The sequence below is a fragment of the Neisseria sp. HMSC069H12 genome (genome assembly GCF_001812735.1).
Lineage (GTDB): Bacteria > Pseudomonadota > Gammaproteobacteria > Burkholderiales > Neisseriaceae > Neisseria > Neisseria subflava.
Genome location: NZ_KV810265.1, coordinates 31,489 through 46,405, shown reverse-complemented (window position 1 = coordinate 46,405; position 14,917 = coordinate 31,489). Strand labels below are relative to the sequence as shown.

Annotated in this window: 13 protein-coding genes and 1 other RNA gene; 8 read left to right on the top strand and 6 right to left on the bottom strand. The window is 47.6% G+C overall.

Annotated elements, in window-relative coordinates; translation table 11 throughout:
• Positions 1-3: 3 nt before the first annotated feature.
• The 4 genes from HMPREF2872_RS04595 to bioH all read right to left on the bottom strand — a co-directional run bounded on the left by HMPREF2872_RS04595 (position 4) and on the right by bioH (position 7,270).
• Positions 4-510, bottom strand: coding sequence for a PIN domain-containing protein (locus tag HMPREF2872_RS04595; RefSeq protein WP_070631538.1), 507 nt, complete (start codon positions 508-510; stop codon positions 4-6).
• On the bottom strand, positions 503-2,515 hold the full coding sequence (locus tag HMPREF2872_RS04590) for a PIN domain-containing protein (protein WP_070631536.1): 2,013 nt from the start codon (positions 2,513-2,515) through the stop codon (positions 503-505). Before HMPREF2872_RS04590 ends, HMPREF2872_RS04595 begins: the two co-directional genes overlap by 8 nt.
• Entirely contained in the window at positions 2,515-6,432 is a 3,918-nt protein-coding gene (locus HMPREF2872_RS04585) for an AAA domain-containing protein (protein ID WP_070631533.1), read from the bottom strand. The genes HMPREF2872_RS04590 and HMPREF2872_RS04585 overlap by 1 nt, the downstream gene beginning before the upstream one ends.
• A gap of 91 nt (positions 6,433-6,523) precedes the next feature.
• Complete coding sequence (gene bioH, locus HMPREF2872_RS04580; RefSeq protein ID WP_070631531.1) at positions 6,524-7,270, bottom strand: pimeloyl-ACP methyl ester esterase BioH; 747 nt, start codon at positions 7,268-7,270, stop codon at positions 6,524-6,526.
• Here bioH and HMPREF2872_RS04575 point away from each other — a divergent pair.
• From HMPREF2872_RS04575 to rnpB, 7 genes are all read left to right on the top strand, one after another.
• Positions 7,269-7,985 carry a ComF family protein gene (locus tag HMPREF2872_RS04575; protein WP_070631530.1) on the top strand — a complete coding sequence of 239 codons (717 nt, stop codon included), beginning with the start codon at positions 7,269-7,271 and terminating at the stop codon, positions 7,983-7,985. The two genes, bioH and HMPREF2872_RS04575, sit on opposite strands and share 2 nt — an antisense overlap.
• Positions 7,986-8,049: 64 nt before the next feature.
• Positions 8,050-8,514, top strand: coding sequence for a tRNA (uridine(34)/cytosine(34)/5-carboxymethylaminomethyluridine(34)-2'-O)-methyltransferase TrmL (gene trmL, locus HMPREF2872_RS04570; protein ID WP_070631528.1), 465 nt, complete (start codon positions 8,050-8,052; stop codon positions 8,512-8,514).
• 48 nt (positions 8,515-8,562) lie between these two features.
• Positions 8,563-9,282 carry a septal ring lytic transglycosylase RlpA family protein gene (locus tag HMPREF2872_RS04565; protein WP_070631526.1) on the top strand — a complete coding sequence of 240 codons (720 nt, stop codon included), beginning with the start codon at positions 8,563-8,565 and terminating at the stop codon, positions 9,280-9,282.
• A 98-nt stretch (positions 9,283-9,380) separates the two neighbouring features.
• Positions 9,381-9,965 (top strand): Holliday junction branch migration protein RuvA, encoded by a 585-nt coding sequence (gene ruvA / locus HMPREF2872_RS04560; protein ID WP_070631524.1) that lies wholly within the window; start codon positions 9,381-9,383, stop codon positions 9,963-9,965.
• A gap of 13 nt (positions 9,966-9,978) precedes the next feature.
• Positions 9,979-10,212, top strand: a complete 234-nt coding sequence (locus HMPREF2872_RS04555) for a methionine-binding protein (protein ID WP_070631522.1) — start codon at positions 9,979-9,981, stop codon at positions 10,210-10,212.
• A 54-nt stretch (positions 10,213-10,266) separates the two neighbouring features.
• Positions 10,267-10,974, top strand: a complete 708-nt coding sequence (locus HMPREF2872_RS04550) for a hypothetical protein (RefSeq protein ID WP_070631521.1) — start codon at positions 10,267-10,269, stop codon at positions 10,972-10,974.
• 53 nt (positions 10,975-11,027) lie between these two features.
• Positions 11,028-11,389, top strand: an RNA gene (rnpB, locus tag HMPREF2872_RS04545) — RNase P RNA component class A.
• Between the two features lie 106 nt (positions 11,390-11,495).
• On the opposite strand, the gene HMPREF2872_RS04540 is transcribed toward rnpB, so the two are convergent.
• The gene (locus tag HMPREF2872_RS04540; protein WP_070631519.1) at positions 11,496-12,818 is read right to left on the bottom strand and encodes a murein transglycosylase A; all 1,323 of its coding nucleotides are present in this window, start codon (positions 12,816-12,818) and stop codon (positions 11,496-11,498) included.
• Between the two features lie 89 nt (positions 12,819-12,907).
• A complete protein-coding gene (locus tag HMPREF2872_RS04535; protein ID WP_070631518.1) occupies positions 12,908-13,495 on the bottom strand; it encodes an RDD family protein in 588 nt (195 codons plus the stop codon).
• A 242-nt stretch (positions 13,496-13,737) separates the two neighbouring features.
• Here HMPREF2872_RS04535 and asd point away from each other — a divergent pair, with 242 nt between their 5' ends.
• Entirely contained in the window at positions 13,738-14,853 is a 1,116-nt protein-coding gene (gene asd / locus HMPREF2872_RS04530) for an aspartate-semialdehyde dehydrogenase (RefSeq protein WP_063076326.1), read from the top strand.
• The last annotated feature ends 64 nt before the right edge of the window (positions 14,854-14,917 follow it).

The following is a 14,917-nucleotide window of genomic DNA, read 5'->3' as shown; positions in this document are numbered from 1 at the left end:
ACGTTACGGTTCAGATGTGGTTTTAATGCCGACAGCCGTAGCGTGATTTTTAAGGTTTTTATCTTTCGTATAAAGCACAACATCATTCAACTTATATCGTGCGGCAACAGCCAGGATGGCTTGATCGTTTTGTCCGTTGCGGTTCTGACCGTCTGCTTCTGCACCCATTAATGCCAAAATTTCCGGTTCGGCGGATTCCGTATGCCGCGCCAGTTTCAATTCTTCAATCTTGCGTATGGCTGCGCGTATTTCTGCGGCTTCCCGTTCCAACCGCTCAACGCTTTCTTCCGCTTGGATTTTTTCTTTTTCTGCCTGCTGCCGCTTCAAATCCAAATCGCGTTTTTTCTTTTCCCATTTGGATTTTTGGTTTTGGACTTGTAGGATTCGCGCGTTCAATTCATCGCGCTGTTTCTCCAACGCCAGCGTTGCGGGTGATTTTTCTACCGCTGATTTGACTTGTCCGTTGATTTGGTTTTGCTGTTTTTGCTTGTTTTTGTTTTTTTTAGCCATTTGGCCGTTCCTTACTGTTTAACTGGTTCAACTGCATTCTGACCGCATCTAACTCTGCTTTCAGACGATCTAAAAGGGCATCGCAATCTGCAATTTGTGCATCAATGTCGACTGAAACAATGGCTTCACATTGCTCGGTTTTTTCCACTAAGGCTTGTTTGGCGGTAGCTAAATCCCGTTTGAACTTCTCTTTTTGATAATCCAATTCGTTTAACACGGTTTGAGGAAGGATTACCGTACCTTCCGTTTGGATTGCAGACAGACTGCTGGGACATTTGCGGACAAAGTTGGTATCCAATACGACAAATTTCTGTGTTACGTCCATCGGTTCGAAATATTGGAATACTGCCGACTGCCATTGTTTTAGCTGCTCCGACAGTTTGGCAATGTCGTTTGAAGCGGAAATTGCAGGAAAAGTACGGTTGATTGCTTCGACGTTTTTCTGCCATTGACCGATTTGTTCCAAACTGTTTTGCTTGATGTCTTTTAACTTCAATTCGTCGGGTTTCAGACGACCTAATGCTTTATGTTGTGCCAGCAGGTCGGACAATTCGGGAATTTTACGTGCCGTCGATTTTTCATTACTGACTGCCCAATCAAAGGCTTGCCGTTGCGCTTCTGCTGAAAATCTTGCCAAGCTCAAATCTGTCTTGGGGAAAAGTTCGGCAAATTGTTCCAAATCGTTTTCATTATTAAGAGGCTCAATTTTTTCTTCCCAGTTCTCGGGGAGGAACGGCTTACTCCAAGTCTTTTTAATCAACTCGGCAAAGCCAACTGCTTGAGTTATCGTCATCTCAGGCAATTTTTTCAGAATATCAGCTGCGGGGACAAAATTTGCCATAAATGCCAAAACCGCCATATTCGGCTGAGAAAGCGCGGGCAGGTCAGCAAGCCAATTTTCAGATTCTTGATATAAAATTTTTGCCGGTAACGGATACGGCTGATGATCGAAATAGCACTCAAGATAACCTGTTTCCTCCACGAAAAGCGTATTATCCGAAAAACGGAAAAATATGCGGGTCAGACCGTCTGAATCATCTAAGCGTGTAGGAATAAAAAGATGTTTGCCGTGTAATTCAGCTTCGGCAATGTTAGAGAAGACAATCAGTGGTGTTTTATCGTCAAGTTCATCATGATTTCCATTGAATTTAACTTCAACCGTATTGCCGATTTGGCGTGTGTCGGATTCCTGATCTGCCAAAACCAGCGACAGCAAACCGTTTTCAGGCAAATCCAAATCTACATCCCATTCGATTGCGTCTTCAGCATCAAAAATCATAGGTTCAAGCAGAACTTCTTTGATGACTTGTGGCTCGCGCGTATTTATCCATTGGGAGAACAGCTTGTCTTCGCTATCGATATTCAAATAGCGGTTGCCGTCCAGTGTGAGCTTGACAGGGACAGTTTGCGGTAAAGATGTATCTTCATCACACGTTACGCTGATGCCGTCATGCTCCAATTCGGTTTCGGCATCAAACCATTTTTGATTTGTAGACTCCAGCCCACTCAATTGCTGCAATAAAGTTTCATTAACAGGGAAAAGGGAACAATTCAGCTCAACAACATCTTCTACGTTGCTTGCGCTTTGTTTTGGTTTGCCGATATATTCATTCAATAATGGATTAAACCAAAATTCAGCATTTTCTGTTCTACGCCGTCCCGGCATTTTTTTCTCATGGTAAAACTTTTTGCCATTGTCGGTCAGTTTTAAATCTGCTAGAGATAACTTGGCTAAATCATCTTCAGTATCGGGTAAATCAATATGTTCAATCAGTCCCGTATCATTAAGGTTTTCCAGCGTATAGCGGACAATGGTGAAACCCAGCTTCAATACACGGGCAATTTGCGCCAAGCTGTTATTTGCCAATTGCGGAAAATCATTATGGGCAAGACCCATCAACAACTCGGCAAATACGGTCGGCGTACCAATTTTACGGTAGCGATACTCTGTATCCGCGCGGTAAATCGGATAGGAAAAGGTCTTTTTTGCCAGCAATTTATCCATTATCTACGCCCTTTTTGCTGAGGTTGTATGTTTGGCAGGATGGCGGAAAATTCTTTCGCATCGCAAATTCCGCCTGTTTCTGCCCAATGTTCTAAATATTTGAACATATTCTTATAAACCATTTCTTTATCGTATCCTGCTTTATCCATTCGAGGCAGTTTGACTTCCCGGTTTTCCAGCATATTTCTTGCACCGAATATCAATAAAAGATTTTGTGCGCGAGACATTGCCACATTGATAAATTCAAAACGGGCGATGTTTGCTCTGCCGGCTCGGAATTTTTGTGTTCTATCACCACCATTGTTTTTTACCAGGCTCAGTAAAATAATCGGTTTTTCTTTGCCTTGATAGCGGATAACCGTATTGATTTCTACATCAATGGCGGAAAACGATAATTTATCTTTATTGATTTTTCGGATTTCATCACGAATGACGCGGCATTGAGGCTGGTAAAATGAAACGACACCTACTTTCATTTTGTTGTCCTTGCCATAACCCAATGTCTCAAGCTGACGGTTCATATCCACCAATGTTTTGGCAATCATTCTTGCCTCTAATACGTTGATATTGCTTTGCCCGTCATTAATCGAAAAACGCTTTCCTTTTTCATCATCTGTCGTATCAATCCACAGCACATGGTCTTTTTGGGACAATAGTCCTTTAAACTCAATCCCATGAGGCCGCTTGGCATCCGGATTGCCGCAGGTCAATTGCCTTTCATAAAAGTAGTTGATCATCTTCATGATGTCAGGGTGCATGCGAAATTGAATATTTAAGCGTTCGCGTAAACTTTCCGGTGCCTTTTCAAACAATTCTTTAAACAGACTTGCCGTTACCATTTTTTCGAATTTATGCAAATTATCCTCGGTCAAATCCGTATCGGAATCTTGCTTGTTTTCCTGTGCTTCGTTTTGTTCGACCTCATCTTCAAATGTCAGTCCGTCGGCTTCATTGAATATCGGTGGCAATTGACGATGGTCACCCACCAAAATGGCTTTTTTGGCACGCATAAGAGGCAGCAACATTTCCAACGGTGTAGCTTTGGATACCTCGTCGATAATGACTACATCAAAACCGTCAAAATTATTATCGGTTAGTGTCCGCTCATTTTCATTACAGGTAATGGCAACCAGATTGCAGCTTTCAACAAACGGTTTTTCCAGCTCACTCCAATCTTTTTCTGCTCTTTTTTCCGGCTCTTTCAGGATTTCCTGCCAACGGGAGAATAAAGGCATAAAATCTTGGTTTTGTGTTTGCAGGGTTTGCAGTTCACTTTCTAATGCGTTCAAACGGCTTTGCTGTGTGGCAAATTCTGCCAAAAAGTCTGCTTCAGCAGAAAATCCGCCATCGATAAGTATTTGTGCTGCCTGTTGTTTTTTCAGACGACCTCGTTCGGTAATTTGATGCTTATCCTCTTTTAATGCTTCAAGATCGGCCTGCTTTTCCCGTACGCTTTCATCACTTGGCGGTTGCAAATCATAGCCTTGCAACTGATTGTTCAAATCCCAAACTGTGGCTTGTACCAATGTCTGATATTTCTGTTGGAATATGGTTAGATTTTGAACGCGCTGTATCAGCAGCGGTTTGAGTATTTCTGGATTATTTTGTGCGAAGCGTTCTGCATCATTAAAAATTTGGTAAGGTTCGAGATTTAGACCGTCCGACGGTTTCTCTTTCAAAAGGCGCAATGCTTTTCGTTTTTCTTTCCATAGGGCGGAAAGTTCATTGCTGTCGTCATTTTCCATTTGATCAGCGATTTCATCGATTTCCTGTTGTAACTGTTCTATTTCCAGCAGGGTTTTCGTATCTGCCCCCATTGTGCCATTGCCACCGTTCAATCGTGCTAAATCTGCTTCCATTTTCGGCAAAACTGCCTGAATACGCTGATAAAGTTGAATCAGTTTATAAAGAATGGCAGCTTGGTTTTCTCTTTCGGCAAGAAACCGCTCGTAAGAAAACTTTTGGCTGATATGCAGATGTTCAAGGTTAGTAAGGTGTTCTGCCAATGGATAAAGTGTTTCGGGTAAAATAAAATTGCTGTTACGCAAGGCTTCACCGGAATTTTTCTCATTGAGTAAGTCGATAAGCAGTGCAATGTTTTCTATATCGCGGCTATGTCGTCTGAAAATATCCTGCTGTTCATCAAACTCAATTTTGGCTTGGATAAGTGCCTGCTCTGCTTGTTTCAGACGACCTTGATTGGTACGGTATTCTGCACGAAGCTGTTGCAAATCATGTGCCACAAATTCAGCCTGTTTTACCCATTCGCGAAGTTTTTCGGTTTCTTCCGATAATGCGTTAAACGGTTGCAGGTATTCTTTGGCTACATAATTGCGCAACGATACATAATGTTTGCTCAATATACTTTCGCCGGTAAATTGTTTACCTTCTTCCGTAATGCGGTTGGCACTTTTTGCTAAACGGACAGCCCTTAATTCAGGATGGTTTTGCAGGCGCGACAAAGCATTATCCAATGCGTCATGAGCTTGGCTTGCAAGCAAGACCGTTTCTCCGCGCTTGGCAAATTGTAGGCAGGCCTCGGCGATGACCGTGGTTTTGCCGGTTCCCGGTGGCCCCTGAATCAAACAAATATCAGGTGCCGCCAGCATTTTTTGTACGGCAGATTTTTGTTTGTCATTTAAACTCTTGTTTTCCCATTCGGTAATTTCTGGAATTTCATCAGGCTGGTTGGCATTTTCAATATCAAACAGATAACTTGAAAGATACGGCGCATAACAACCTTCATTTTGTTGCAGGTTTTTTACCGCTCGGCGATGACGCTCAATCAACGCTAAATCGCCGACTAAAGATATAGAGATAAAGCCACTCTCGGGCATATTTTTAAATAGGGAATTGATTTTCTTTTGGCGTGTTTTGCCTTCTTCTCTGTTGTCATCATCTTCAAATTTGGCAATGTGATTGCTTAACTCTTCGGATATATCGACAAATACGTCCGCAAACACAGCTTTACTGAAATCAAATGTGTTATTTTTATCAGCCTTCTTTTGTGATTCTCGACGAAAATCCTCACAGAAGGTGAGCTTTTCTTTATCAGAATTGTTTTTCTGAATAATTTTGATGCCCTGATTCGCCAATTGTCCCAATTGTGAAAATGCACTATCCACTAGCGTAGTGTCTTTTTTCGGCAGAATAAAACGAAATGGCTCGGTTGAAACTTCGGTTTTGAATGTATGCAGGCTTTGACGGCTGAATGCGGCGCGTGTTTTTTTCAATACCTGTTCATCTTCGGCAATGACCAAAAAGTGTACCTGTCCCGTTTCTTCATTAAACTGCCAATTCAGATATCGTAATCCCTGAGTTTTGTGCTTGATTAACTTATTTTTAAAGGTCAAAAAGTCTAACCAACCCGACAAGCGTTCTTTAGTTTTAGCGGCATATGCCGGTAGGGATTTTGTAAAATCAGAGGAAAGCAAATTAGGTTGACTGCGAGGCGGATATGAATTTTCCTGTAACTGATAAAAATGAGTTTCAACTTGTTTTTCATAAGCAGTCGCATCCATTCCTCCATGTGTGAGAAATACTCGTTCAGGAATAAAAACAGGACTAACAGTTGCTGTCGGACAATATCCGATAACGGCTACCGCAATGTTATGAGGAATATGTTGATTGAAAACAGGATGGGAAGAAATCCGAATAGATAAAGAAATCTTTTTTTCCGAATTATCTTGCAAAGAAAGATTGGCAAAGTTAGCAATTATTGCTTCATCGGCTAAAAAGAAATCTTCGCAAAACTGTTTCGCAACAGTCTCATATTCTTTGCTTGCATATTGCGGAAATTGCGCTTTGTAGGAACGAAAAGCACGAGAAATGCTTTTCCCGAGCATTTCTTGTGTTACAGAATTTTTATGTTTTTGTTCGGTTTCGGGTAGGCGAAAATAAACAGTCTTTCCAGTCATGTTTAATAGTCCCTTTAAGATAAAATTTAAAGATAAAACTTATTAAATTGCAATGCAATTGTATTTTAATATTTTGTAATATAGATATTTTTCAGACAACCTTCTCAACAAAACCGCGGTAAATTTCGGCAAACTCGTCGGCATGGCTTAAAAAGGGCGCGTGTGCGGCTTTGTCGATAAGGACCAGCTCGCTGTCGCTCAAATGGCGGTGTAAATATTCGCCCATGCGCGGCGGCGTGATCGCGTCTTTCTGTCCAAACACCAGCAATGACGGCGTTTGAATACGCGGCAACAGCGGACGCGCGTCGGCATGGTTGACGGCTTCAAGCGCAGCCTGTAAGGCGGAAGGCGTGCCGCAACGCGCCAAATCGGGCAGCACCCGGTTTAAGATTTCGCCTGAATTCGGCGTGTGCAGCAGTTGCAGTTGTAGAAACTGTTTAATATGTTTGGCATAATCCTGCTGGAATGCGCCGACCATCTTGCCCAAGGCAGGTTGCGCCAAGCCTTCGGGATAATCCGTGTCGGCAGTCAATCGGGCAAAACTTGCCGTCAGGCAGAGCGATTGGATTTTGTCGGGATAAAGCGCGGTCAGATACAGGGCAACCAGTCCGCCCAGCGACCAGCCGAGAATGTGTGCCGGCATGTCGATTTGTCCGGCGAAAGCTTCGGCAACAGCGGCAATATCAAACGGTTCGGCAAAAGGCGCATCGCCGTGTCCGGGCAAATCCAGCGCGCGGACATCCCAATCGGCAGGCAGGCGCGGTATCAAATCGTCGAATACATGGCGGTTCGCCGCCCAACCGTGTATCAGATAAACTTTTTTGGCGGAGTGTGGCATGAATGTTCTTTCTTGGTGGCGCAGTTTGAAACAGCTCAATGCGCGACGTTGCGTATTATGCCACGATTCCGTTTCAGACGGCCTTTGCCGAGGCTGCGCAAATGATTTGACGGAATATTTTATCGACGCGGCACAAAGCTGCCCTTTGTGTTTCCGCCATGTCGCGGGCGGGGCAGTGTGCGGCAGTTGTCAGAAAAAGCCGCCCGCATTTGATAGAATGTGGGCCTCGCTGTATTACGAACCGCCCGTCAGCAGCATGATACGCGAGCTGAAACACTTGGCCGATTTGGGCATGAGCCATCCGTTGGCGGATTTAATGTGCCAAAACGCACCGGACTGGCTGGCGACGGAACACTTCGATTTCGTCCTGCCCATGCCTTTGAGCAAAGAGCGGCGGCTCAAGCGCGGATTCAACCAAAGCGAGGCATTGACGGATATTTTGGCAAAACGCTACGGCTGGACGCTGCTGCCGCGCCACGCGGTTTTCAGACGGCATGGCGAGCCGCAAAGTACGCTGAAAAGCGACGAACGTCGGCGAAATATCAAGAATGCATTTAAAATCAAAGCCGAATTGCCGAAGGCGTGTAATATTCTGTTAATTGATGATGTCTTCACCACCGGCTCGACTTTAAACGAATTGGCGAAAACGCTGAAAAAATCAGGCGCAGGTAAGATTTTTTGCTGGAGTTTGGCGCGGCCGCCAATGAAAAAATAGCTTAAAGTTTTTGACACCCATGGAACATTTCGGCATTATGCCACTCTATAAGTGATTGATTTATATGTTTACCATAGTTTTGTACCAACCCGAAATCCCGCCCAATACGGGCAATATTATCCGCCTGTGCGCCAATACCGGTGCTGATTTGCACTTGGTCAAACCGCTTGGGTTTCCTCTGGATTCGTCCAAAATGAAACGCGCGGGTTTGGATTATCACGAGTTTGCCAAACTGACGGTACATGAGAATTTCGATGATTGCCTCAAGGCACTCGAAGGCCGCCGTATTTTCGCGCTGACCACCAAAGGCTCCACCCGCCCCGACGAAGTTTCCTTCCGCGAAGGCGACCTGTTGCTGTTTGGTCCCGAAACACGCGGCCTGCCTGCCGAAGTTCTCGACAGCCTGCCTGCCGGACAAAAAATCCGTCTGCCGATGATGCCCGACAGCAGGAGCATGAATCTTTCCAATACCGTCGCCGTCATTCTGTTTGAAGCATGGCGACAAAACGGTTTTGCCGGAGGCGTATAACAGGCCGTCTGAAACCGCTACGTTATCAACTCAAGAACGGAACCCGTTTTGATTTTTACTAAAAAAACCCTCCTTTCCTTAGCCGCCGCCACCATCGGCGTCCTTTCCATCAATGCCGCCGTTGCCGACAGCGTGGTCCGAGTCGAAAAACTGCATCCTTCTGCCAACCGCAGTTACAAAGTTGCCGGCAAACGCTACACGCCGCTGACCAAAGTTTCCTCTTTCAGCCAAACCGGTAAAGCCTCATGGTACGGCAACCAATTCCACGGCCGTAAAACTTCCAGCGGCGAGCGTTACAATATGAACGCCCTCTCCGCCGCCCACAAAACCCTCCCTATTCCCAGCTACGCACGCGTGACCAATATGCAAAACGGCAAAAGCGTCATCGTCCGCGTCAACGACCGCGGCCCTTTCCACGGCAACCGCGTCATCGATGTTTCCAAAGCCGCCGCCCAACAATTAGGTTTCATCAACCAAGGCTCGGCCAACGTCAAAGTTGAACAAATCATCCCCGGCCAAACCGCCGCTCAAACCATTATTTCCCCAAACAACAAAGAATTTTTTGTTGATTTGAAATCCTTCGGTACCCAACGCGAAGCGCAGGCTTATTTGAACCAAACAGCACAAAACCTACCATCCGACAGCAAAATCATGCTTGAAAAACGCAACTACGAATACGTTGTCAAAATGGGTCCGTTCAGCAGCCAAGAACGTGCTGCCGAAGCAGGCGAACGCGCCCGTCATATGAACCTGGCATCCGCCATCTGATTTCGTCCGCGTTACCGCTGAAGTTTGATACAATACAAGGCCGTCTGAAACCCGATTACAAGGTTTCAGACGGCCTTTTTTAATCACAGGGGAACACCATGATCAGCAGGCTTACAGGCAAATTGATTGAGAAAAATCCGCCGCAGGTCGTTATCGACGTCAACGGCGTCGGTTATGAAGCCGACGTTTCCATGCAGACTTTCTACAACCTGCCCTCCGTTGGCGAAGCCGTCCATCTCTACACCCAGCTGGTCGTCCGCGAAGACGCGCATTTGCTGTTTGGTTTCGCCTCAGCCGAGGAACGCGCCACCTTCCGCCAACTGGTCAAAGTCAGCGGCATCGGTGCCAAAACCGCATTGGGCATTTTGTCGGCCATGAATGCCGACGAGCTGGCGCAAGCCATTGCCGAAGAAGACGTCAAACGCCTCTCTTCCGCCCCCGGCATCGGCAAGAAAACCGCCGAACGCATGGTGTTGGAACTGCGCGGCAAACTCGTGTCCCATACCGTTTCAGACGGCCTGTTTGCCCCTGATGCCGTTGCCGACGAAAGCCAAGACATCATCAACACCCTGCTTGCCCTCGGCTACAACGAACGCGAAGCCAAAGCCGCCACCAAAGGCATTCCCAATGGCACGGAAGTTGGCGAAGGCGTGCGCCTGGCCTTGAAAAACCTGCTCAAATAAGGCCGTCTGAAACATGAAGGCATTGGCACTGAGCGTCACCCTCTTGCTGAGCGCGTGCGTCTATACCGAGACTCCGTATGGGCGCACCGCCGTCTTGGACCTGCCCGTCCACTCGCAAACCACTGTCAACAAAACCGTGACCATCAACGCCCCGCCGGGAACAACCGTCATTTACCAAGACAGCGAACCCGTCCGCAATTACCCGGCCTATCCCGTTTATCCCCGCCAGGTTTATCGTTATCGATAAACAACGCTGACCGTTTGAAACCATAGGTTCAGACGGCCTGTTGAGAGACCAACCATGAAATACATCCTTCCCCTGCTTTTACTCCTGAGCGCCTGCACACCGGACACCAAGACCACGGATGCCGCATCCGCCCCCAAAACACACGGCTTTGCACACCGCCTGACCGAAGGCGAAAAACTACTGACCCAAGCCTTCATCAAACAAGACCTCGCCGCCTACTTCAAACACGAAACCGGCGGCGCATTTGCCGAACAAGCCCCCTTATTCTCGGCCCAACAACTTGCCGAACAGAAAAACATCCCCCAAAACGATGCCATCGGCGTTTACGGCAAAATCATCAAAACCCAAGGCCGCACCGCCTGGCTGCAAACCGACAAGCAAACCCTCAAACTCGATTTGGCCGAACCGCTGCAAGAAGCGGAAGGCGAAGTTACCCTCGTCTGCCAATATGAAAACACTGCATTTCAAGACTGCCAAACAGAAGAAAACTTCGCCCGACGCTTTACAGAACAAATTTTCTCGGCGGTCGAGTCCGGGCGCGTATCCGCCCAAACAGACGCACCGGCCGAAGAAATCATGGCCGGCCGCCTCATCCCGTTTTTGAGTGCCGCCAGCGACTTTACCGGCAACTTCAAAGCCTGCGCCACCACCATGACCGAATACTGCACCAGCCGCCTGGCACGCGAAATGCCCGAATCCGCAGTCCGCAAAAAAGCACAGGAATTGGGTTTAACCGAAATAGCATTTAAAAAGAAAAAATAAATATTTAGGCCGTCTGAACCTTATACCGACTGTGCTATAATCCGCGACTCATACAGGTCGGACAGACAGTCGCCGCGTATCGCGTAAGGCATACGGGGAGGAAAGTCCGGGCTCCATAGAGCAGAATGCCGGCTAACGGCCGGGCGCGGCAACGCGACGGAAAGTGGAACAGAAAGCAATACCGCCGATGATTGCCTTCGGGCAAAACAGGTAAGGGTGAAAAGGTGCGGTAAGAGCGCACCGTGCATTTGGTAACAAAGCGCAGCAGGCTAAACCCCATTCGGAGCAAGACCAAACAGAACGCGATGACGCTGCTCGCCGAGCGTTCGGGTAGGTTGCTTGAGCACACCAGCAATGATGTGCCTAGAGGAATGACTGTCCGCGACAGAACCCGGCTTACCGTCCGAGCTGTATGTCCCCATACCGCGGCAGGTTTTAAAAACCTACCGCATTTTTATAGAAATAAAAAGGCCGTCTGAAACCTGAATCTTGGTTTCAGACGGCCTTTTTTAAACCGCTGTTTATGGACGGTATTCCGGTTTCATGCCGTTAGGCAGGAGCTGCCATACATAGCCGGTGGTTTTCATTTTGCCGGCCACTTCGCCTGCTTCGTCACCATAGCCCCAGAAATAATCCACACGGACCGCGCCTTTAATCGCGCTGCCGGTATCTTGCGCCATAATCAGGCGGTTGAGTGCTTTTTTGGTGGTCGGGTGGGCAGTAGCGACAAATAATGGTGCGCCAAGCGTGATGTAGTGACGGTCAATGGCACCGGCGTATTCGCCCATCAACGGCGTACCCAATGCGCCCACCGGGCCGGAATCACTGCTGCCGGTCAGCTCACGGAAGAAGACGTAGCTTGGGTTTTGTCCCAAAACTTCGGCAAGGCGGCCGGGGTTTTGCTTCATATAGGCCTTGATGCCCTGCATGCTGGTCTGACCCAACGGCAGATAGCCTTTGTCCGCCATATAGCGGCCGATGGAAACATACGGATGTTCGTTTTTATCGGCAAATCCAACGCGGATGTATTTGCCTGACGGCGTTTTCAGACGGCCTGAACCTTGAATGTGCATAAAGAAAAGTTCGACCGGATCATCTGCGTAACCCAAAATCGGCGCTTTACCGTTAAGCGCGCCGCCGTTGATTTGGCTGCGGGTGTAGTAAGGAACGAAACGGCTGCCTTCAAAACGGCCTTTCAGCGCAGTGCTGCGTGCTGTAATCGGGAATCTGGACAAATCGGCCGTGTATGTGCCACTGTTGTCGATGACGCCGCTGTTTTGGCCGGTTTGGCGGATGCGGACGGTGGCTTTGCTGCCTCTCAAGTTTGCAGCCAGCGGAACAGAAACAAAATCGTTCGGAATGCCGTAAATAGGGAAACGGGATTGGCTTGTGGGCTTGTCGTCGCCGTGAAGGACCGGTTCGTAATAGCCGGTAATGGTGCCGGCAGGATTGCCGCCGTTATCGACGCGCCATGCGGTGAAATAGCGCTCGAAAAAGTGCTTGGCTTGGAAATGATGTGCCGGCGTCTGCATGGCTTGGATACAAACGTCCTGCCAGCCTTGGCGGTTTTTGAGTTTTTCACAGCCTAAGCGGAAAGACTGCAGGCTTTTGGCGAAGTGTTGGGTGCTCCAGTGCGGCAATTCGTTGTAGGAAACTACGGTGTAGTTTGCTCCTCCCCCGCTCACTGTCGTACCGATGGGGTCAGGCGTACCGGTGGGGCGGTCAGGGCCTTTGATAACGCTGGTGTCGGTTTCGGGAAGATTTTTAATGCTTTTGCTAGGACAGGCGGCAAGAATGGCTGCAGCAATGCTGACGAGCGTGATGCGGTACAGGTGTTTTTTCATGGAATCAATAGCGTGTCGAAAGGCCGTCTGAAAGCTATTTTTCAGACGGCCTATGTTGGAAAGTGCTGATTTTAACACAAAAAAGCCATTTATCGGCGCGGCGGCAATTTGACGACAACCGTATCGGCCAGCATATCGTAGAGCGTGCGGCGGTCGCGTTTGACGGAGAAGAGCATGATGAAGTTGATCAGTAAAATCAGTAGGGAACAAATTAAAATGTTTACTTTTAATACAAAGTATGCAGAAATCAAGATGACAAGTACAATTAAGCCCCATGCAACTTCTCGCACCAATACCGTACCAAGAAAACCCGGATTGCTGCCATTGCTTTTCAATACACGAATACGCATGATCTTTTTACCCAAGGATTGACCATAGCGGCTCATATAATAAAGCTGAACAATACCGACAATTAAATATACGATAGAGGTCAATCCTAGCATCTGTGTCATATCGGCCCGCTCGCTGACACTTATTATAAGCTCTTGTGTAAAAGCAATATTTTTCTGCTTGGCAATTGCTGCTGTCTCAGTATATAAAATATAATAATAGGGTAAAAAAATAATTACATTAAATAAATAATTCAACAAATATGCCGCGACCCGTGACCATACTGAAGCAATATGGACATCCACTACTTCCGTTTGCGGCAAATCTACCGACTTTATTTCATTCATTTAATCTTTCCTCTATGCAATTAATGAAATGTAGTTTCATTGCCATCTTAACCTATTTTTCCATCATTCTAAAAAATTTCGATAAAAACCTTTACATTTTCCGCAGACGGCGTTAAAACACTTGTTTTCCCCTTTGTTATAGTGGGTTAACAAAAATCTGAACAAAGCGGCAGGCGATGCCGTTCCGATTTTTGTTAATGCACTATAAAACTTATCAGGATTTTCTTCTCAAGGAGTAGCACATGAAAGTAGGTTTCGTCGGCTGGCGCGGTATGGTCGGCTCTGTTTTGATGCAGCGTATGAAAGAAGAAAACGACTTCGCCCACATTCCCGAAGCGTTTTTCTTTACCACTTCCAATGTCGGCGGCGCTGCCCCTGATTTCGGTCAGGCAGCCAAAACATTGTTGGATGCCAACGATGTTGCCGAATTGGCAAAAATGGACATTATCGTTACCTGTCAGGGTGGCGATTACACCAAATCCGTCTTCCAACCCCTGCGCGACAGCGGCTGGAACGGCTACTGGGTTGACGCGGCTTCTTCCCTGCGCATGAAAGACGATGCGATTATCGTCCTCGATCCTGTCAACCGCAACGTCATCGACAACGGCCTCAAAAACGGCGTGAAAAACTACATCGGCGGCAACTGTACCGTTTCCCTGATGCTGATGGCTTTGGGCGGTTTGTTCCAAAATGATTTGGTCGAATGGGCAACCAGCATGACCTATCAAGCCGCTTCCGGCGCGGGTGCGAAAAACATGCGCGAACTCATCAGCGGCATGGGCGCGATTCACGCCAAAGTGGCAGACGAGCTTGCCGATCCTTCCAGCGCGATTCTCGACATCGACCGCAAAGTGTCCGATTTCTTGCGCAGCGAAGATTATCCGAAAGCCAACTTCGGCGTACCGCTCGCCGGCAGCCTGATTCCGTGGATTGACGTGGACTTGGGCAACGGCCAGTCCAAAGAAGAATGGAAGGGCGGCGTGGAAACCAACAAAATCCTCGGCCGCAGCGACAATCCGACCGTAATCGACGGCTTGTGCGTGCGCATCGGCTCTATGCGCTGCCACAGCCAAGCCCTCACCCTGAAGCTGAAAAAAGACCTGCCTGTTTCTGAAATCGAAGCCATTTTGGCTGGCGCAAACGATTGGGTGAAAGTCATCCCTAACGAAAAAGAAGCCAGCATCCACGAGCTGACTCCTGCCAAAGTTACCGGCACGCTGTCTGTTCCTGTCGGCCGTATCCGCAAACTGGAAATGGGCGGCGAATACATCAGCGCGTTCACTGTCGGCGACCAACTCTTGTGGGGCGCTGCCGAGCCGTTGCGCCGCGTATTGCGCATTATCTTGGGCAGCCTGTAATTTAGGTTGGCATGAAAAAAGCAACGGTTTGAGCCGTTGCTTTTTTTGTCACAACAAGGCCGTC

Coding starts and splice junctions, on each gene's coding strand:
- trmL (WP_070631528.1), top strand. CDS start 8,050: ATGTTTACCATAGTTTTGTACCAACCCGAAATCCCGCCCAATACGGGC.
- HMPREF2872_RS04575 (WP_070631530.1), top strand. CDS start 7,269: ATGAATGTTCTTTCTTGGTGGCGCAGTTTGAAACAGCTCAATGCGCGA.
- asd (WP_063076326.1), top strand. CDS start 13,738: ATGAAAGTAGGTTTCGTCGGCTGGCGCGGTATGGTCGGCTCTGTTTTG.
- ruvA (WP_070631524.1), top strand. CDS start 9,381: ATGATCAGCAGGCTTACAGGCAAATTGATTGAGAAAAATCCGCCGCAG.
- HMPREF2872_RS04585 (WP_070631533.1), bottom strand. CDS start 6,432: ATGACTGGAAAGACTGTTTATTTTCGCCTACCCGAAACCGAACAAAAA.
- HMPREF2872_RS04555 (WP_070631522.1), top strand. CDS start 9,979: ATGAAGGCATTGGCACTGAGCGTCACCCTCTTGCTGAGCGCGTGCGTC.
- HMPREF2872_RS04535 (WP_070631518.1), bottom strand. CDS start 13,495: ATGAATGAAATAAAGTCGGTAGATTTGCCGCAAACGGAAGTAGTGGAT.
- HMPREF2872_RS04590 (WP_070631536.1), bottom strand. CDS start 2,515: ATGGATAAATTGCTGGCAAAAAAGACCTTTTCCTATCCGATTTACCGC.
- HMPREF2872_RS04595 (WP_070631538.1), bottom strand. CDS start 510: ATGGCTAAAAAAAACAAAAACAAGCAAAAACAGCAAAACCAAATCAAC.
- HMPREF2872_RS04540 (WP_070631519.1), bottom strand. CDS start 12,818: ATGAAAAAACACCTGTACCGCATCACGCTCGTCAGCATTGCTGCAGCC.
- bioH (WP_070631531.1), bottom strand. CDS start 7,270: ATGCCACACTCCGCCAAAAAAGTTTATCTGATACACGGTTGGGCGGCG.
- HMPREF2872_RS04550 (WP_070631521.1), top strand. CDS start 10,267: ATGAAATACATCCTTCCCCTGCTTTTACTCCTGAGCGCCTGCACACCG.